This window comes from Myxococcus hansupus, from assembly GCF_000280925.3.
Classification (GTDB): Bacteria; Myxococcota; Myxococcia; order Myxococcales; family Myxococcaceae; genus Myxococcus; species Myxococcus hansupus.
The window spans coordinates 6,017,728-6,035,004 of record NZ_CP012109.1; the positions used below are offsets into that span (position 1 = coordinate 6,017,728).

The following is a 17,277-nucleotide window of genomic DNA, read 5'->3' on the forward strand; positions in this document are numbered from 1 at the left end:
GACAGTGAGCACGCGATGACGACGCAGCCCCTTCCCCTCGTGGTGGATGGTGATTGGCTCCAGCAGCGCCTGGGCGACCCTCACCTCCGCATCCTCGACGCCACGGTCCACCTGAAGCTCCCCGCGGGAGACGGCCAGTACACACTGGAGTCCGGCAAGGAGAGCTTCGCGCGCGAGCACCTCCCCGGTGCCGTGTTCGCGGACCTGCTCCACACGTTCGCGGACGCGGACGCGAAGTACCCGATGACGGTCCCCAGCTCGCAGCAGTTCGCGGAGCGGATGGGCGCGCTGGGCGTGGGAGACGAGCACCTCGTCGTCGTCTACGATCAGCTCGACGTTTCGCGCGGGCCGGAGTTCTACCAGTTCTGGGCGCCGCGCCTCTGGTGGCACCTGCGGCTCGAAGGGTTCACCCGCGTCGTCGTGCTCGACGGCGGCCTGGGCAAGTGGAAGCGCGAGGGCCGGCCCACGACTTCGGACCTCACCACCCATCCGCCCGCCATCTTCACCGCGCGGCGGCGCCCGGAGCTGCTCGCCTTGGCCGACCAGGTGCAGCAGGCCATCGATGACCCGCGGCAGTTGCTCATCAACGTGCTCGACGACGACACGTTCCATGGCCGCCGGAAGACCTACGCGCGGCCCGGGCGCATCCCCTCCAGCGAGCACGTCTTCTTCGGCTTCCTCATCGACCCGGAGACGGGGGGCTACCGGAGCCCCGAGGACGTGAAGCCGCTCTTCGAGAAGGTCGGCGCGCTCAAGGAGGGGACGAAGCCCATCACCTACTGCGGCGGTGGCATCGCCGCGACGGTGGCGGCGCTCCAGCTCGCACGGCTCGGACGCGACGACGTCGCGGTCTACGACGGCTCCATGACGGAATGGTCGCAGGACCCGAAGCGGCCGCTCGAAGTCACGCCTTGAGCGTCGCGGGCAGGACAGCGCGCCCCTCGAGAGCGGGGCGCCGTCCTGGCATGGCTGACACGTTACGGGGTTCAGCCGGTACACCCCGCCGCGGAAGCTGGTCCGCGGCGGGGCCGGTGGTGCAACGGGTTACTCGACGAACGACTTCGTGCTGTACAGCGAGGCGTTCACCTTGCGGAGGACGGGCAGGCCCGTCTCGGGGTCACGCTCGGTCAAGCGGTCGACGTACGTCTGGAAGACGTCCGCGTCGAGCACGCCAATGTCGGAGCGGCGCTCCGCCGACACGTTGGCCAACGTGTCGTAGCCGTCGCCGCCCGTGGCGTTGAAGCTGAGCACGAACAGGCGGTAGGTGGCCGTGGGGTTGACCTCGCTCCACTCGCCCGTCGCCTGGTCCAGGATCTCCAGATTGCTGGCGCGCTGCCCACGCGCCAGGGTCGCGTTGACATCGAAGCGCAGGCCGCCCGTGTAGGGATACGGGCCCGTGGAGCCCCCCTCGCGGAAGGTCGCGTGCAGGCCGTCCTCGATCATGGACTTCACCTCGGCGCCGGTGATGTCCAGCCGGAAGAGCAGGTTGCCGAAGGGAATCACCTCGATGACGTCGGCCGCGGTCACCGGCCCCTGCAGAGGACGGCGCACACCGCCCGCGCTTTGCAGCGTGATGTCGGCGCCGCCGTAGTCGACGTTCGCCACCTCCAGGTAGGCCTGGGCGACCAACTGCTGGATGTCACCTCCGCGGGCATCGGCCTCCCCCAGTTCGTTGCAGCTCACGCTGGAGCGGCTGCGGTCCCTCGCGCCCGGCACCCGGCGGTTGCAGAGCTCGTCGGCGGCCACGGAGACGACCTGCTGGCTGTACTGCTCGACGCGCTCCTGGAACGGCGCCAGCACCGCGGCGGCGGCGGCGTTGGGCTGCGTCACGCGGAGGAAGCCGCTGGAGGCGGCGCTCGCGAGCATCGCGGCGTTGTCCTCGGCGGAGACCGGCGTGCCGCCGATGGAGAACTGGTCGCCGATGAGCACGTGGGGCGTGCCGTTGCACTCGGTCACCACGCCGTCGGCGTCGAAGCGGATGTTCATCTCGCCGACCACCTGCGAGTACTGCCAGGCCTGTCCGATGCAGACAATCTGGCCGTCACCGTTGCGCAGCGGCTCGGCGTAGGCGCCCGCGGGCGTCCCCACGTTGAAGTCCTCCATGCTGGCGGGCCCCAGCAGCGTGTGCGAATCGCCGCCGATGACCGCGTCCACGCCGCGCAACTGCGGAATGATGGTGCGGTCGAGGTCGTAGCCGATGTGGCTCATCACGATGATTTTGTTCACGCCCTGGGCGTGCAGCGCGTCGATGGCGCGCTGAGCGGCGGGCACCTCACCCTCGAACGTGGTGTCGGCGTCGGGGCTGGAGGACTCCTTCGTCTTGCCGGCGATCGTCAGACCGACGAGACCAATCTTCTGGCCGCTGCGCTCCACCACGGTGAAGGGCTCGACGTACCCCATGGCCCTCGAGGGGTGCAGCGCGGAGCCGGCGCCAAAGGAGACGTTGGCGCTGATGACGGGCGTCTTGCACGTCCCGGCGTGGAGGCGGTCGATGAAGTTCTTCAGCTCGGTGTCGCCCTTGTCGAACTCGTGGTTGCCGAGCGTGAAGGCGTCGAAGCACACGGTGTTCATCATCGCCGCGTCGGCTTCGCCAATCTCGCCCGCGCGGTTGAAGTACAGCGTGCCCGTGAGGGCGTCACCCGCGTGCAGCTTCAGGACGTTCTGCTTGCCGGCGGCGAGCTCCGTCATCGCCGTGGTGACACGCGCGAAGCCCGCGGAGGCGACGTTGGCGGCCACGGTGGCGCCCGCGGCGTTGGCCACGTTCAACGACACGCTGCCGGCCGCCAGGTGCGAGTGGTGGTCATTGATGTGCAGGATGGTCAAATCCAGCGGCGCCCCCTGCTCGGGCGGGGGAGGCGGCGGGGGGGGCGTGTCATCATCGTTGTCGCCACACGCGGACAGCGCGCCAGCCACCAGCCACGCCACGGGGAGCCACCGCCGACGCCGGGACATACGGGCCGCGCGGCGCACTTCATTCTCCGACTTCCACTGCATGCAACCCTCCAAGGTGTGTTTCGGAAGGCGACATGGTGTGGGCCGTGAATGACAACCCGGTTACGCCTCCCTGCGCGGAAGGTAACACTTTCATGACGATTGCCAGACGCCAGATGACTCAACCCGCGAGCAATTCGCGGCCCACCATGTGCGCGCCGAGCAGCACCAGACTGGCCATGAAGCACTTCCGGAACACCGTCGGCGAAAGTTTCTGGCGAAGCCACTGCCCGGCCTGCATCCCGGCCAGCGCGGGCAGCAGCATCACGAAGGACATGCCCAGCGCGGCGCCCGAGTACCGGGCATTGAGATAGAGCCCCGCCGCCAGCGCCACCGTGGACACGGTGAACGAGATGCCCATGGCCTGGAGCAGCTCGTCCCGGTCGAAACCCAGCGCTTGCAGGTAGGGCACCGCGGGGATGACGAAGACGCCCGTGGCCGCGGTGACGACGCCCGTGGCCACGCCGACGCACGGGCCCAAGGACTTCTCGGCGCGGTCCCCGACCTTGAACCGGGCTCCGCTGAGGCCCCAGGCCGCGTAGAGAATCAGCGCCGCCCCCAGCGACACCGTGGCCCAGGCGCCCACCGGCGCGCCCAACACCCACGCTCCCGCCAGCGTGCCCACGCAGGTCCCCGCCTGCATCGGCGCCAGTCGCCGCAGCATGGGCCCCAGCGTGCCCCAGGGCCGGAGCTGCCAGACGTTCGTCACCAACGACGGGACAATCAACAGGGCGGCCGCCTGCGCCGGCGACATCAGCAGCGCCAGGAGCGCCATGGCGATGGTGGGCAGCCCCAGCCCCACCACGCCTTTGACGGTCCCCGCCAAAGCGAAGACGGCGGCGGTCAGGAGCGCGGTCCACCAGGGGGACGCGATGAGGCTGTCGAGAGGAGGCATGCCGCGTGAATCCTGGTGCCCGCCCTGCCGGACGAGAATTCGGAACTGCCGGGCGCCGCCTCAGGCTCCGCCAGAGGCACGGGGCGACGGGGTATCTTCGCCGCAGCACGATGGAGACACGCATGCCGTCCCAGAAGACGCCCGGCCCCAGGACGCCCACGGCGAGCGCCAAGGCACGGGCCCAGGAGGCCCTCGCGGAGCTCGAACGCCTCGCTACTCCCGCCATGAAGGCGAGCCTCTCCCGCTACGGGATTCCAGCGGACTCCGCGCTGGGCGTGGCGATGCGTGACATCCAGGCACTGGGTCGCCAGCTCGGCAGGGACCACGCGCTCACCGCCGCGCTGTGGGAAACCGGTGTTTATGAGGCACGGATGCTGTGCGCCTACGTCGGTGAGCCCGAGAAGGTCACCGTCGCCGAGATGAACCGCTGGTGCCGTGACTTCGACAACTGGGCCCTCTGCGACACGCTGTGCTTTTCGCTCTGGGACAAGAGTCCCCATGCGTGGGAGCGGGTCGGCGCCTGGGCCGGGCATCGCGATGAGTTCGTCAAGCGCGCGGCCTTCGCGCTGCTCGCATCGCTCGCCTCGCATGACAAGGCCGCGAAGGACGAGCAGTTCCTCGAAGGACTCACCCTCATCGAAAGGGAGTCCACCGATTCGCGCAACTTCGTGAAGAAGGCGGCGAACTGGGCCTTGCGCGTCATGGGCCTCAAACGCAGCCCCGGGGTGCGCACCGCCGCGAGGACGCTGGCGGAGAGGCTCAGCGCCAGTGAAGACGCCACCGCCCGGTGGAACGGCAAGGATGCGCTGCGCGCGTTCACCAAGGCGGACGCCAAGTCCGCGGCCAAGAAGGCTCCGCCCGCGGCCAAGGCCGCGCGCACGACGAAGGCCCGGACACCTTCGCGCGCCAAGCCCCAAGCGCGTCGCTGACGGCATCCCCAAGCGGTGCGCCCGGGCACGACAGCCTGGGGACGGCTTGGACGAACCCCCGGAAGCCGGGGGCCACCCCATGGAGGGCCTCGCCCTGTCGGGAATGCCTGGGGCCTTGCCTGGGTTGGAGGCGATATGTACGTTCGTACATATCGACCCCGCGCAGGGGCCCAGGAGACATGCGTGGCTCCCCGCCGTCACGACCCCGACCGCCGCGACCGCATCATCGACGCCACGCTTCAGGTCATCGCCGAGGGCGGCGTCGCGGGCACCTCGCACCGGCGAGTCGCCGAGCGCGCCGAGGTGCCGCTGGGCTCGATGACCTACCACTTCGCCAGCATGGATGAGCTCCTGCGCGAGGCATTCACCCGCTTCGCGCTGCGCATCAGCGAGCGCTTCGCCGCGCGAATCGAGGCTGCGTCCGACATTGAAGGGCTGGTGGAAGCCGTCGTCCACATCGTGCACGACGACCTCGCGGCCGGGCAGGACGAGCTCGTGCTCACCCTGGAGCTCTACACGCTGGCCGCGCGTCAGCCCGTCTTCCGGCAAATCACCCACGACTGGATGCGCCGGAGCCGCGAGGCGCTCGGACGGCTCGTCGACGCGCGCAAGACGCACGAAGTCGACGCGCTGATTGAAGGGCTGTTCATCCACGCCCACCTCGACCCGGTGCCGCGCAGCCGCGCAGCCACTCGCGCCGCCGTACGCCGGCTCCTTTCCCTCTGAAGCCGAAGCCCTCCCCATGACACTCTCGACCCCGCTGCGGGTGATTCCCGAGCCCCGGGCGGCACGTGCCGCCGTCGCGGCGCTGTTCTTCACGAACGGCGCCATCCTGGCCAACCTGCTGCCTCGCTATCCCCAGCTCAAGGCGGACCTGGGCCTGAGCAACGCGGAGTATGGACTCGCCGTCGCGGCGTTCCCGTCCGGGGCGCTCGTCGCGGGGCTCGCCGCGGGTGCGATCATCCGCCGCTTCCGTTCGGCGCGCGTGGCGGTCGCCGGCACGATGCTCACCAGCCTGGGCATCCTGGCCGCGGCGCTCGCGCCGTCGTGGGCCGGGCTCACCGCCGGACTCTTCGTCGCGGGCTGCATGGACGCCATCACCGACGTGGCGCAGAACGCCCACGGGCTGCGCGTCCAGCGCCTCTACGGGCGGTCCATCCTCAACACGCTCCATGCGACGTGGAGCGTCGGAGCAGTGGTGGGTGGACTCATGGGCGGATTCGCCGCGGGAATCGAGCTGCCACGAGGCATCCACCTGAGCCTCTCCGCGCTGCTCTTCACCGCCGTCTCCCTCACCGCGCTGCGCTTCACCCTGCCAGGGCCGGAGCCCGAGGACCTCGCCGAGCCCGCGCCCGGACCCGTCGACGCCCCAGCCCCACGACGCGTGCCGACCCGGCCCATCTGGCTGACCATCACGGCGCTCGTCCTGGTCGCCGGCGGTGGCATCCTCGTCGAGGACTCCGGCATGACGTGGGCCGCCGTCTACCTGAACGGCACGCTGGGCGCCGAGGCCGCTGTCGCCTCCTTCGGCTTCGTCGCGTTGGTGGGTGCGCAGTTCGTCGGGCGGCTGCTCGGCGATGGACTCGTGGACAGGTTCGGCCAGCGCGCGGTCGCCAGGGCCGGAGGCGCCACCACCGCCCTGGGCATGGGCATGGCCCTGCTGTTTCCCTCCATCGCGGGCACCATCGTTGGCTTCGCCTTCGCGGGGTTCGGCGTGGCGACCTTGGTCCCCGCCGCCATGCACGGCGCCGATGAACTGCCCGGCCTTCGCCCGGGAACCGGCCTCACGGTGGTCAGTTGGTTGATGCGGCTCGGGTTCCTCCTGTCGCCACCCATCGTCGGGCATGTCGCCGACGCCTTCGGATTGCGCGTGGGATTGCTCGTGGTGCCCTTCGCGGGAACACTCGTGCTGCTGGCAGCGGGCGTGCTGTCGGCTGTTCGCGCACCTGAACACCGAAAGTAGCGGCTGCCCCGCTCGCGCCCATCACCATGCTGAATGCCCGCCCAGCCCCCGCGAACGGCGGTGTCTTCACCGGTCAAATCGGTGGCCGCCGAAGTCAAGTCGCCGGAAGTCGAAGCCTCTACCTATGACGGCAGGAGGAAGCTCGACATGAAGACACTCAAGTGGATGAGCCGCTTTGCCGTGACGACGTTGTTGACCCTGGGCTGCGACAGCGAGGAGCCGGATGTCGTGGAGGACGACGCGCCCTCGTTGACCCGGTGCCATCCTTTCGCTGCCCGTGACACCTCACCCGCGCGCTCGCAACGCGCGGCGGGCGCCCCCACGGAAGTCAACGCCTGGACGACGCCGGCACCGCCCGCCTACGAAGGGCCGCTCGCGGTGAACAGCGGACTGGAGAACGCGGAGCGCTTCGGGGAGACGCTGCTCCGCGGCGCCGAAGACATCGTGTTCGACGCGCAAGGCACGCTGTACACCGGCACCCAGGATGGAACGGTCTGGCGGGCCCCCATCGACGCGGAGGGCCGCCCCGCGACCTTCACGGCGTTGGCGACCCTGCCCGACGCGCGTCCCCTGGGGCTGGCCTTTGACTCCTGCGGCAACCTGCTGGTCGCCGCGGGACGGCGAGGGCTCATCGGAATCAGCGCCGACGGCGTCGTGCGCACGCTCGCGGACCGCGTCGATGGAACGCTCATCGAGTACGCGGACGAGCTGGCCGTCGCGGCGGATGGAACCGTGTACCTCACGGATGCCAGCACCCGGTACAGCAGTGCCTGGCCGTACGACTTCCTCGAAGGGAAGCCCAACGGCCGCGTCGTCGCGTACGAGCCCACCACGGGCGAAGTCCGTGTCCTCGTGGACGACATCTACTTCGCCAACGGCGTGGCGGTGACGGCGGATGAGAGCGCGGTGCTCATCGCGGAGACCTTCCGCGGGCGGGTGCTCCGGCACTGGCTCTCCGGCGCACGGGCGGGCACGACCGAGCCCTTCGTGGAGAACCTCCCCGTCACCCCGGACAACATCACCCTCGATGCCCAGGGCCACCTCTGGACAACGGGCTACCTGCGCACCGATGAACTGGACGCGCTCTCCGGAAGCGCCGAGCAGCGGCTGGGGCTCCTCCAGAACTTCACCTACGAGCAGCTCGTCGCCGGCTTCCCCATCGCGCCGCATGTGCTGGTGACGGTGCATGATGCGCAAGGCAACCTCGTGCGCAGTTTCCACGACGCCACCGGGGGCTTGTTCCCGCTCAGCACCGCGGTGCCGCAGGGCGCGTGGCTCTACGTGGGCACCCTCTCCGGACAAGGGATTGCACGCGTGCCCGTGCCTTGACGCTCCCAGAGGCGTTTGGGAGTCTTCCTCGCTCACGCGATGGACGACTCCCTTCTGCGCGGCACCTATGGCACGGCGCTGGGCAATCAGATGCTGGGCTACGCGCTCTCCCGCGGATTCCGGGAGAGCGACGTCCTGCGCATCATGCAGACCGACCGCCGCACGCTGACGGACCCGGATGCGCGGCTGTCCTTCGGTCCCGCGTTGCGGTTCTGGGAGCACGTGGTGCGCACGCTCGGGGACCCCGCCGTCCCCATCCAGTTCGCGGAGATGATTTCGCCGGGCGACCTGGGCGTCGTCGGCTTCGCGGCCATCACCTCCACCAGCGTCCGTGAAGGAATCCACCGCGCGGTGCGCTACTACGCGCTGCTGGCGGACACCGCGCGCATCCTCCTGTCGGAGGAGCGCGAGGGTTTGCGGCTCCAATTCGTCCGCGTCAGCGCCCCGGGGTTGGGCATGCGCGTGATGAACGAGAACTCCATCGCGAGCATCCTCCACGTGCTGCGGCTGGCCAGCGGGCTGGACTTCGACCCCGTCGAAGTGGCCTTCCGGCATCCCGCGCCGAATCCCGTGGCCACGCACCGCCGCTTCTTCCGCACGGTCCGCTTCGAGGCGGATTGGGAAGGGCTCATCGTCCCTACGTCGGTGCTGGACCGGCCGCCCGCCGGGACGAAGGAGCCCATGGGCGCCTTCTTCGAGCGATACGCGACGTCCCAGCTCCGAGGCCTGCGCGCGAGCCAGTCGTTCACGGACCGCGTGCGCTCCTCCATCCTGGAGCTGCTGAGCGAAGGCGAACCCCGCATGGCGTCCGTGGCCCAGCGGCTGGGCACCACGGAGCGGACCTTGCGGCGGCGACTCGAGGAGGAGCAGGTGTCCTTCAGCGAGCTCATCGACGAGGTCCGGCGCACCGCCGCGCGGACCCACCTCATGGATCCGCGCGTCAGCGTGTCCGACCTCGCCTTCCTGCTGGGGTTCTCCGAGGTCAGCGCCTTCAGCCGCGCCTTCAAACGTTGGTACGGAACGTCACCTCGGGCGTTTCGCCAACACCCCAGCTAGCGCCCGGAGACTGTCTCAGGTCGGCCGCTCGATGCGCCCATCCGCGTGGCGGGCGAAGCGGCCCTCCTCACGCGCGTGGACCGGGTCGTTGTTGGGCCACGGCCAGCCACCGAAGCCGGTGCGCTGGTAGTCCGCGAAGGCCTGCTGGATTTCCTGGCGCGAGTTCATCACGAACGGTCCGTACTGAACGACGGGCTCCCCAATGGGCCGGCCCTGGAGCATCAGCAACTCCGCGGTGTCCGCGCCGTTCTCCAGCTCCACGGCCACGTCCGAACGCAGGTCGATGCTGTGCCCGGCCGGAATCGTCCGGCCGCCCGCGCGCAGTCCGGAGCCGAGGAAGAAATACAGCATGCGGTTGCTGCCAGGCGCCGCCGCGGGCAGCGTCCACCGCGCGCCCGGGGCCAGCTTCAACGTCCAGATGGCCACGTCCGCCTCCGCCTGCGCCGCCCAGGACTTCGGCGGTGGCGGCGGCGCCTTCAGGTCGCCCAGCGCCCCGGCCACCACCGTGACCTCGGTGGTGCGGCCTTCCGAATCCGTCGCGACCTGCCGGGGGATGACATGACGCCACAGCATGGAGAAGTGAGGCGCCACGAGCTTGTTCGCGCGCGGCAGGTTGAGCCAGATCTGGAACAACTCCACCGGGTTCGGCTGCTCACGCTGGAGCAGCGGGAACATCTCCGAGTGGTTGATGCCCGCGCCCGCCGTCAGCCACTGCACGTCCCCCCCACCGAAGCGCGCCGCCGCGCCCAGCGAGTCCGAGTGGTCGAGCAGGCCACTGCGCACCACCGTGACTGTCTCGAACCCACGGTGCGGGTGCTGGGGAAAGCCGGGCACCACGCTGCCGTGGTACATGTTCCAGCCGTCCCGCCCCTCGAAGTCCTGGCCGATGTTCCGGCCCGCGAGCGAGGCGGACGGCCCCATGCGCTCATTTCCCGTGGGGTACTTGTCGTTGTGATGCACGCAGAAGAGAAACGGGTCGGGCGTGCGCCACGGCATGCCACCGAGCGGCTCCACACGAAGGACGGCTTCAGGCTGCTGACTCATGCCCCCGACACTAACAGCCAGCCTGTCGCGCCGCCCGGCTTGATGGGGCGCATGCCCGGACGCAAGGCCACCGCCAGCGCGAGTGAGCAGCCGGGCAGCCTGACAGTCCCGAGCAGGACGCCGCATCCTCCGACGAAGGCCCCTTCCGCGACTGGAGCGTCAGGCCCACAACTCCCGGGCGAGCGAGTCCACCAACTCCACCGCGACCTCGGGCGCGGGCAGCCCTGCCTCCGATACGAGCACGGGGTGCAGCGGCACGGCGGCCTCGGCGCGCAACGCCTCCGACGCGCGTTGCTTCACCAACCGGAGCACGTCCCGCTCGGCATCGGAGAGCCGGTCCTGCACCCACCGGTCCACCTTCCAGGACAGCTCCGCGCGCCGCGTCTCGTCCTCGGCGATGCGCGCCATGAACGCGCGCACCTCGCCGTCCCGCGCGTGCAAGGCCTGATGCTGCGCCACCAACGCCCCAAACGTCTCGCGCACGCAGCCGTCCGCCGCGTTGTCCAGCGCCACCGCGAACAGCGAGCGCGGGGCCAGCGACTCCACTTGCGGCGCCGAGGGCTCTTCGCCCCCCACCCCGCGAAGCACGTCCTCCAACGCGCTCACGAGCGCCGCGCCTTGGTGGGTGACCTCCGCGCCGTGAAACGTCAGCTCCTCGCGCAGCCGCGACAGGTCGTGCCCCGAAAGCTGACTGGCATTGCGCAAATCCTTCGCGGGCGTCAGCGCCTCGAACGCGGCCCCCCCGAGCACGCACTCCAGCGGCACCGCCTGTAACGAATCCGCAACGGGCAGGGCGCGGAGCGTCCGGGTGAAGAGCAGACGCAAGTGATTCGAATCCATGGTGAAGGGCTCCCTCGGATGACGCCCCGCGCCGAAGCAATGCCGATGCCAGGTCGCGGCTTTCGAGAAACACCGTGGTTGCACCTCGAAAGACCGTCTTTTCCACCCTACCGATTTCAAATTCCTGAGGGGTGCAACAGTTCGCTCACGCGAACCCACGCGCGAGTCAGCGCCGACTCCCTCTCCCGGGTTTTGTTTTCACACAAATGTTTGTGACACACTGGCTGCGCACGCGCGACGCAGCGCGAGCGGCGCGTCACCCGGCCCGGTGACGCTGCTTCGGGGATGAGGTGCGAATGTCGTGGTTCAGCTTGGCGCTCGCGGTGCTGGCCCAGATGCCAGCGGACGGCGCGGCGCAGGTGAAGAAGGTGGACCGGCTGATTCCCGCGCTTCAGCGCATGGCCACGGACCCCGAGGTCATCCAGGCAATCCGGGCCCAGAACGCACGCCGTGAATCCCTGGAGACCATCCGCGAGCAAGACACCGCCTGGATGGCCACCCCGGCGCTGACGCCCTTCAAGGAACAGGTGCTGGCCAGTCACTGCTCACGCATCCTGAACCGGCACCGGGCGAAGCTGGGGCATGTCATCGCCGAGGCCTTCGCCATGGACCGGCTGGGCGCGCTGGTGGGTTCCACGCGGCGCACGTCTGACTACTGGCAGGGCGACGAAGAGAAGTTCCAGGTGCCCTACACGACGGGCAAGGAGCTGCGGGAGAAGCCCTTCTTCGACGAGTCCTCGCAGTCCTTCGTCCTCCAGGTCTCCTTCCCGGTTCGAGACGGCGGCCGGACCATTGGCGCGCTCTCCGTCGGCATCTCGTTGATGGACCTCTGATTCATCTGCTGGCTCGCTCTCCCATGCGCTTCCTTGACGGACTGAAGCTGCGCGCCCGGCTCACGCTGGCCGTGTTCCTGCTGGTCATCGGTGCCATCGCACCTCTCAACCTCTTCGGAAACCACTTCGCCGAAGAGGCCCTGAAGGAACAGATTCACGCCACCCTGCAAGCCGAAGCCGAAGGCCTGCGGGAGCTGGTGGAGGCAGCCGTCACGGAGCGCGAAGGCAACGCGCGAAGCTGGGCCGAGGACTCCATCGTGCGCGGCGCGCTGCTGTTCGACACGTTCGAGAAGAGCGACGCGGTGCTCGCCTCGCTCCAGAAGCGCCATGCGTCCTTCGCGGGGTTGGTGCTCTTCTCAGAGGACGGCCGCGCCCTCTCCGCCAGCGCACCCGGGCTGCTGGAGTCCTTCGCGAACCGCGAGCGCGAGGTGCGGGAGACGACGTGGTTCCGCGGCGCGTTGGAGGACCGGCTGGACGGCCACGCGCTCACCCAGGTGGACCCCTTCTTCCAGAAGCGCGTGCTCCCCTTCGCGGTGCCAGTGCTCAGCCCCATCAGTGGCGCGCGCATCGGCATCCTGCTGGCGGCCTATGACTGGGGCCGCGTCGGCGCGGAGGTCGAGGACGTGCTGGCGCGCGCGCACTCGCGAGGCCAACGGAGCTTCGCGCTGGAGGTCCTCACGGCGGAGGGGACGCCGCTGTTCGACTCCCGCCAGGAAGGCGACGTCCGCGTCGCCGACGCGCTCCGGTTCGAGGCCCTGGATGACCGGACGGTGGTGGACATCGGAGACGGCTGGCGCTTCGTGGCCACCGTGTCGCCCGACGAGGCCTACACCCCGCTCAAGCGCGGCGCCTTCATCGCGCGCATCCTGGCCCTGGTCGCGCTGTTCGCGAGCATGCTGGGCTCCTGGTGGCTGGCGCGAAGCGTGACGAGGCCCATCACCTCGCTCAGCGACGTGGTGGGCCGCATCGTGCGCGAAGGGGACCTCACCCTGCGGGTGGAGCTGTCCCACCGGAAGGACGAGGTCGGTGAGCTCGCCGCGGCCTTCTCCCGGATGATGACCCACCTGCGCGAGTCCACCGCCAGCCTCCAGCAGGCGACGCGCGTGCTGGGCCAGACGGTGGCCGAGCTGACCAGCGCCTCGGCGCAGCAGGAGCGCAACCTGTCCCGCCAGGCCGCCGCGCTCCAGGAAACGCAGGTGACGGCGCAGGAAATCAAGCAGACGTCCCTCATGGCCGCGGACCGCTCACAGGAAGTGCTCGGCGTCACCACCAGGGCCCGCGAGGTCGGCGCCGCGGGCGAGGCCAACGTCAACGCCAGCCTCCAGGGCTTCGAACACCTGCGGGAGCAGGTGGGCCTGGTGGCCAGCAGCATCTCCTCCCTGGAGGAGCGCACGCGCCAGATTGGCGGCATCACCCAGACGGTGAAGGACCTGGCGGACCAGTCCAACATGCTGGCGCTCAACGCCGCCATCGAAGCGGTTCGCTCCGGCGAACACGGCAAGGGCTTTGGCGTGGTGGCGCGGGAAATCCGAAGCCTGGCGGACCAGTCCATCAGCTCCACCGGCCGCGTCCGCGAAATCCTGGAGGACATCCAACGCGCCATCGGCGCCACCGCCGCGTTGTCCGAAGAAGGCCAGCGGCGCGCCGAGTCCGGACTGGCCCAGGTGAGGACCAGCGGAGAAAGCCTCCGCGCGCTGGCCGGCATCATCCAGGACAACGCCAATGCCGCGCAGCAGATCGCCACCGCGGTGAACCAGCAGAACGCGGGCGTCGCGCAAATCTTCACCGCCGTGACGGACCTGTCCCGGATGATGGACGAAACGCTCCAGGGCATGAAGCAGACCCAGCAGACCACACAGACGCTGCGCGACGTGGCGCAGCGCATGGAAGTGGCCGCGGGCACCTACCGCGTCTGACCTTCCGGGGGGCGTCCCTCCGTAGACGCGGCATTTCCTCGCAGGACGCCAGGCAGGCCCAGGAATCTGGCGTCAAACAGGGCCGCTACCACTGGGGGGTGAGGGACAGACTTTCAGCGCGAGCCTATTCATGGGCCTGACAACCAGACGGACCCGAGGGGACGCCTGAGCAGGCAGGAAGGAAGCTCGCGTTGATGAATTTCACCTCGCACGAATTAATCCTTCGAGACAAGGTCATCGAGGCCCTCAACAGCACGCTGTCCCTTCCCAAGGCGCTCGAGGCCGCCCGGGAACATCTGCTGGCGCTCGCGCCCGCGGACTACCTGGGCCTGTGCCTCATCACCACGGCCCCCGTCGTGGACTTCCGCTGGCTGACGCCGGGGCCCCGCCTCCCGCTGCTCGATGAGTATCCCCGGTGGGCGGACTCCGACTTCGTCCGGGCCCCCATCTTCGCGCAGCCCACCGTGGTGCTCCGGGATGAGCAGATGCTCGCCCGGAGGGACCTGGAGAGCAGCGCGCTCTACCAGCGCAGCAAGGAGCTGGACCTGAGCCTGGAGCACGTCATGGCCGTTCTGATTCCGGTGCTGCCGAACCTCCTGGGCGCCTTCACCCTCTACCGGGACCGCCTGCGCTCCTTCTCCGACCAGGAGGCCGCGCTGATGTCCAGCCTCACGCGGCACTTCTTCAATGCCATGCGCAACTCGCAGGAAATGCAGACCGTCGCGACCGGGGCGCGCCTGTTGGAGGAGTTGTACAGCCGGACGGACTCCGCGTACCTCGTCGTCACGCCCGGCGTGCGCGAGGTGGTCCGCACCCCGCGCGCCACCGTGCTGCTGGAGCGGTGGTTCACCGCCGCTGACTTCCATTCCAGTGGCCTCCCGAACGTCCTCAAGGAGCGGCTGGAGGCGCTGGTGGGCATGGACGCGGACGCGCGGCTCGCTAGCAACCCGTGGATTTCCCTCCATGGGGATTCGTACCGGGTGGTGCGGTTCGTCGAATTGCCTGAAGCCGAAGGCCCGCGGCAGTGGGCCCTCACGCTCCATGAGGTCCCCGTGTCCATTCCCCTCCCCGAAACCATGCGGTTGGAGCTCACCCCGCGGCAAATCGAAATCGCCAAGGGCATGCTCCGCAACTGGAGCAACGCGCAGATCGCCGCCGAGTTCAACGTCTCCGAGGACACGGTGAAGACGCACGTGCGTGACATCTTCAAGCGGTTGGGCACGGACAACCGAACCGACTTCCTCTACCAGGCGGCCCACCTCAACAAGCCCCTCTGAAAGACCCGAGCGGGCTCGACCTGTCCCACGCCGTCGAGCCCGCCCACGGTGATGCAGTCCGCCGTGCCGCTCAGAAACGTGGCAGCTCCAGCAGGTTGTCCGTCAGCACGCCGTTCGCCTTCGTCCGGAGGTACGGCGGCCGCGCGTCGATGACCTCGATTCGCACGTCCGTCGGCCGGGTCTCCACCCGGGCATCCCCTCCGCTCTTGACCCAATGGACCAGTTCCTCGCAACTGGCCTCACCCACCACGTTCCCCTCCTTCCAACGAAGGCGGGCGATGTGCTCGTGGAGCGCTCCGCCTTCGAGGTGGATTTGGGTGATGTAACGCATGAAGACGCCTCCCACTTCGCTGACCATGCTGCGAAGGGAGGATCACCCGCGCGCGAGGGAGTGTCTCTACCACCGCCGGGGTATGCGCCCGTTCAGGGCTCGCGGAAGATGCCCGGGTAGATGCAACGCGTGACGCGAGCGGAGAAGATTACCGCCGCCTGGTCCTCCGGGTCCGTCAGCGTCCGCAGCACCGACTCCAACTCCGCCACGTGGTCTCCGTCCAGCGCGCCGTGGCTGCGCAAGAAGGTGACGGACTTGCGAATGTTCGGGATGGTGTCCGCGGCGATGAGCCGCTCCACCACGCCCGTCGCGCACGTCTGGGACAGGTACTCCAGCACATACGCGGTGCCCAGGAAGGCGGTGGGCACGCCGGAGCGGGACGTGAAGAAGTTCCAGCCGGTGTACGCGTCCACCGCCGGCCTGCGCGTCGCGGCCTCGACGTGCGCTTCGGGGCAGCCCAGGTTCTTCAGGTCCGACAGCAACCACCGCTCGTGGCCCCGCTCCTCGCCGGCCTTCTGCACCAGCAGCTTCGCCAGGTGCGGATGCCGGCCCTGACGCTTCAGCCGGTGCCCCGACTGCGCCAGCATCGGCGTGCTCCAGCGCGCGTAGTGGTACGTCTGAATCAGGTAGTGGATGTAGCCTTCCCTGTCGAGGGTGCCCGCGAAGAGGCGCTTCGCGTCGGGCTGCACCTCCAGCGCCGACACCAGCGCCCTGCCCTCCTGCGCCAGCGCCGACACCCAGTCCAGTCCCACCGCCTGCTCGGTTTGCGTGCTCACGTACGTCTCCTGTTCCGGGCCCTGTGGGTTCCCGGCGTCTGTGAATTGAAATGGAAGGGGATGAAGGGAGCGTCGCGGCCTAGGCGGCGGAGCGCTGGGGCGTGCTCAACGCGCTGAAACGCGCCAGGGTGCCGCGGGGAATCTCACCCAGCGCCGCGACGAGCGGCAGGGTGAAGCGGCGGAAGCTCGCGTCGTAGAGCGGCTCGGCGATGAAGCGCGCGCCCATCTTCCGGGCGAAGAGCGCTGGCGCCCGGGGCACGCGCAGCCCGTCCAGCAGCCCCCGCCGCGCCCGCATGCGCTCCATGGGCGTGTAGTAGGGGTTGGTGGGGATGACGGGCGCCTCCACCGGGTCGGGGACATCCACGCGCCAGCGCGGACTCATCCACCCCCGGTAGGCCGCCAACTGGCATGACAGGAGCGCGTCCTCGCGCGAGTCCGTGTCCAGGTTCGCGGACGCAATCCAGTGCGTCACGCCGCGACGGAGGCTCTCCTCGTAGAGGCCCGCGTGCAGCCGGGTCACCACCTCGGAGCGGCGCCAGCGGTCCAGCACACAGAAGCGCGACGTCTCCGCGAACACCATGCCCGGCCTCACCACGCTCGACAGGTCCAGCTTCTGCTCCAGCTCGAACCCCAGTCGCCCGCCGATGGCGTCCGCCACCTCCGGGTTCGGCAGCAGCAGGCGCAAGGTCGCCACCGGCTCCCGGTCCGCGTAGACGACGAGGTGCACGGTGGTCTCCAGCGTGTCGAAGCAACTCACCTCGCGCCGCGACGGGGGCAGCCATCCCGTTATCAACCCCAGCTCCCCTCCGAAAACGGACCAACGGACACGGACCGCGTCGTCGAGTTCCCGCTGAGTGGTGGCAACACGACACTGGATGGACGTCATGGGTTTCTCCTGGCGGCGAAGCAGGCCCGGCGTCGCGCCGTCCCTTGTCCCTTCTTTCGCCGCCGAAACCCCGAGTGCGCGCACGGGCGTGCCTTTTCGCTCCCGGCGAATCCAGGGCCTCCGGGGTACGACAGGGAGCGTGCGTCCAACCCCCGTCCCGGGTGGGCGCCCTGAAGAAGCGGAGCCCCAACCTGGGAAATCTGGCGTAAGA

General features: G+C 69.3%; 16 protein-coding genes. 9 read left to right on the forward strand and 7 right to left on the reverse strand.

Features of this window, described 5'->3' with window-relative positions; translation table 11 throughout:
- Positions 1 to 15 precede the first annotated feature (15 nt).
- Entirely contained in the window at positions 16 to 915 is a 900-nt protein-coding gene (locus A176_RS23270; protein WP_002636327.1) for a sulfurtransferase, read from the forward strand.
- Positions 916 to 1,044: 129 nt separating this feature from the next.
- Here the strand turns inward: A176_RS23270 and A176_RS23275 are convergent, their stop codons facing one another.
- Positions 1,045 to 2,994, reverse strand: a complete 1,950-nt coding sequence (locus tag A176_RS23275) for a bifunctional metallophosphatase/5'-nucleotidase (protein ID WP_002636328.1) — start codon at positions 2,992 to 2,994, stop codon at positions 1,045 to 1,047.
- Between the two features lie 118 nt (positions 2,995 to 3,112).
- A complete protein-coding gene (locus tag A176_RS23280) occupies positions 3,113 to 3,886 on the reverse strand; it encodes a sulfite exporter TauE/SafE family protein (RefSeq protein WP_002636329.1) in 774 nt (257 codons plus the stop codon).
- 122 nt (positions 3,887 to 4,008) lie between these two features.
- Here A176_RS23280 and A176_RS23285 point away from each other — a divergent pair, with 122 nt between their 5' ends.
- The 5 genes from A176_RS23285 to A176_RS23305 all read left to right on the forward strand — a co-directional run bounded on the left by A176_RS23285 (position 4,009) and on the right by A176_RS23305 (position 9,163).
- Positions 4,009 to 4,815 (forward strand): DNA alkylation repair protein, encoded by an 807-nt coding sequence (locus A176_RS23285; protein WP_002636330.1) that lies wholly within the window; start codon positions 4,009 to 4,011, stop codon positions 4,813 to 4,815.
- 183 nt (positions 4,816 to 4,998) lie between these two features.
- A complete protein-coding gene (locus A176_RS23290; RefSeq protein WP_002636331.1) occupies positions 4,999 to 5,541 on the forward strand; it encodes a TetR/AcrR family transcriptional regulator in 543 nt (180 codons plus the stop codon).
- Positions 5,542 to 5,557: 16 nt separating this feature from the next.
- Positions 5,558 to 6,778: an MFS transporter gene (locus A176_RS23295; RefSeq protein WP_002636332.1), complete on the forward strand. Its 1,221-nt coding sequence runs from the start codon at positions 5,558 to 5,560 to the stop codon at positions 6,776 to 6,778.
- A 147-nt stretch (positions 6,779 to 6,925) separates the two neighbouring features.
- Complete coding sequence (locus A176_RS23300; RefSeq protein ID WP_002636333.1) at positions 6,926 to 8,107, forward strand: SMP-30/gluconolactonase/LRE family protein; 1,182 nt, start codon at positions 6,926 to 6,928, stop codon at positions 8,105 to 8,107.
- Positions 8,108 to 8,146: 39 nt separating this feature from the next.
- A complete protein-coding gene (locus A176_RS23305; protein WP_002636334.1) occupies positions 8,147 to 9,163 on the forward strand; it encodes an AraC family transcriptional regulator in 1,017 nt (338 codons plus the stop codon).
- A gap of 15 nt (positions 9,164 to 9,178) precedes the next feature.
- Here A176_RS23305 and A176_RS23310 read toward each other — a convergent pair whose 3' ends face one another.
- Both A176_RS23310 and A176_RS23315 read right to left on the reverse strand, forming a co-directional pair.
- Complete coding sequence (locus tag A176_RS23310; RefSeq protein WP_044890739.1) at positions 9,179 to 10,207, reverse strand: pirin family protein; 1,029 nt, start codon at positions 10,205 to 10,207, stop codon at positions 9,179 to 9,181.
- 159 nt (positions 10,208 to 10,366) lie between these two features.
- A complete protein-coding gene (locus tag A176_RS23315; RefSeq protein ID WP_002636336.1) occupies positions 10,367 to 11,047 on the reverse strand; it encodes a hypothetical protein in 681 nt (226 codons plus the stop codon).
- Positions 11,048 to 11,343: 296 nt separating this feature from the next.
- On the opposite strand from A176_RS23315, the gene A176_RS23320 reads away from it, so the two are divergent.
- The 3 genes from A176_RS23320 to A176_RS23330 all read left to right on the forward strand — a co-directional run bounded on the left by A176_RS23320 (position 11,344) and on the right by A176_RS23330 (position 15,073).
- Positions 11,344 to 11,880 (forward strand): PDC sensor domain-containing protein, encoded by a 537-nt coding sequence (locus A176_RS23320; RefSeq protein ID WP_002636337.1) that lies wholly within the window; start codon positions 11,344 to 11,346, stop codon positions 11,878 to 11,880.
- Positions 11,881 to 11,903: 23 nt separating this feature from the next.
- On the forward strand, positions 11,904 to 13,796 hold the full coding sequence (locus A176_RS23325) for a methyl-accepting chemotaxis protein (RefSeq protein WP_002636338.1): 1,893 nt from the start codon (positions 11,904 to 11,906) through the stop codon (positions 13,794 to 13,796).
- A gap of 194 nt (positions 13,797 to 13,990) precedes the next feature.
- Positions 13,991 to 15,073: a helix-turn-helix transcriptional regulator gene (locus tag A176_RS23330; RefSeq protein WP_002636339.1), complete on the forward strand. Its 1,083-nt coding sequence runs from the start codon at positions 13,991 to 13,993 to the stop codon at positions 15,071 to 15,073.
- Between the two features lie 70 nt (positions 15,074 to 15,143).
- Here A176_RS23330 and A176_RS23335 read toward each other — a convergent pair whose 3' ends face one another.
- The 3 genes from A176_RS23335 to A176_RS23345 all read right to left on the reverse strand — a co-directional run bounded on the left by A176_RS23335 (position 15,144) and on the right by A176_RS23345 (position 17,066).
- Entirely contained in the window at positions 15,144 to 15,404 is a 261-nt protein-coding gene (locus tag A176_RS23335; RefSeq protein ID WP_044890763.1) for a DUF3892 domain-containing protein, read from the reverse strand.
- A gap of 92 nt (positions 15,405 to 15,496) precedes the next feature.
- Positions 15,497 to 16,180: an iron-containing redox enzyme family protein gene (locus A176_RS23340; RefSeq protein WP_002636341.1), complete on the reverse strand. Its 684-nt coding sequence runs from the start codon at positions 16,178 to 16,180 to the stop codon at positions 15,497 to 15,499.
- A 79-nt stretch (positions 16,181 to 16,259) separates the two neighbouring features.
- A complete protein-coding gene (locus tag A176_RS23345; RefSeq protein ID WP_002636342.1) occupies positions 16,260 to 17,066 on the reverse strand; it encodes a GNAT family N-acetyltransferase in 807 nt (268 codons plus the stop codon).
- Positions 17,067 to 17,277: the final 211 nt, after the last annotated feature.

What these genes read in the sequence shown, in the direction of transcription:
- A176_RS23270 (WP_002636327.1), top strand. Translation starts at nt 16, where the DNA reads ATGACGACGCAGCCCCTTCCCCTCGTGGTGGATGGTGATTGGCTCCAG.
- A176_RS23305 (WP_002636334.1), top strand. Translation starts at nt 8,147, where the DNA reads ATGGACGACTCCCTTCTGCGCGGCACCTATGGCACGGCGCTGGGCAAT.
- A176_RS23310 (WP_044890739.1), bottom strand. Translation starts at nt 10,207, where the DNA reads ATGAGTCAGCAGCCTGAAGCCGTCCTTCGTGTGGAGCCGCTCGGTGGC.
- A176_RS23300 (WP_002636333.1), top strand. Translation starts at nt 6,926, where the DNA reads ATGAAGACACTCAAGTGGATGAGCCGCTTTGCCGTGACGACGTTGTTG.
- A176_RS23325 (WP_002636338.1), top strand. Translation starts at nt 11,904, where the DNA reads ATGCGCTTCCTTGACGGACTGAAGCTGCGCGCCCGGCTCACGCTGGCC.
- A176_RS23345 (WP_002636342.1), bottom strand. Translation starts at nt 17,066, where the DNA reads ATGACGTCCATCCAGTGTCGTGTTGCCACCACTCAGCGGGAACTCGAC.
- A176_RS23280 (WP_002636329.1), bottom strand. Translation starts at nt 3,886, where the DNA reads ATGCCTCCTCTCGACAGCCTCATCGCGTCCCCCTGGTGGACCGCGCTC.
- A176_RS23315 (WP_002636336.1), bottom strand. Translation starts at nt 11,047, where the DNA reads ATGGATTCGAATCACTTGCGTCTGCTCTTCACCCGGACGCTCCGCGCC.
- A176_RS23275 (WP_002636328.1), bottom strand. Translation starts at nt 2,994, where the DNA reads ATGCAGTGGAAGTCGGAGAATGAAGTGCGCCGCGCGGCCCGTATGTCC.
- A176_RS23330 (WP_002636339.1), top strand. Translation starts at nt 13,991, where the DNA reads ATGAATTTCACCTCGCACGAATTAATCCTTCGAGACAAGGTCATCGAG.
- A176_RS23295 (WP_002636332.1), top strand. Translation starts at nt 5,558, where the DNA reads ATGACACTCTCGACCCCGCTGCGGGTGATTCCCGAGCCCCGGGCGGCA.
- A176_RS23285 (WP_002636330.1), top strand. Translation starts at nt 4,009, where the DNA reads ATGCCGTCCCAGAAGACGCCCGGCCCCAGGACGCCCACGGCGAGCGCC.
- A176_RS23335 (WP_044890763.1), bottom strand. Translation starts at nt 15,404, where the DNA reads ATGCGTTACATCACCCAAATCCACCTCGAAGGCGGAGCGCTCCACGAG.
- A176_RS23320 (WP_002636337.1), top strand. Translation starts at nt 11,344, where the DNA reads ATGTCGTGGTTCAGCTTGGCGCTCGCGGTGCTGGCCCAGATGCCAGCG.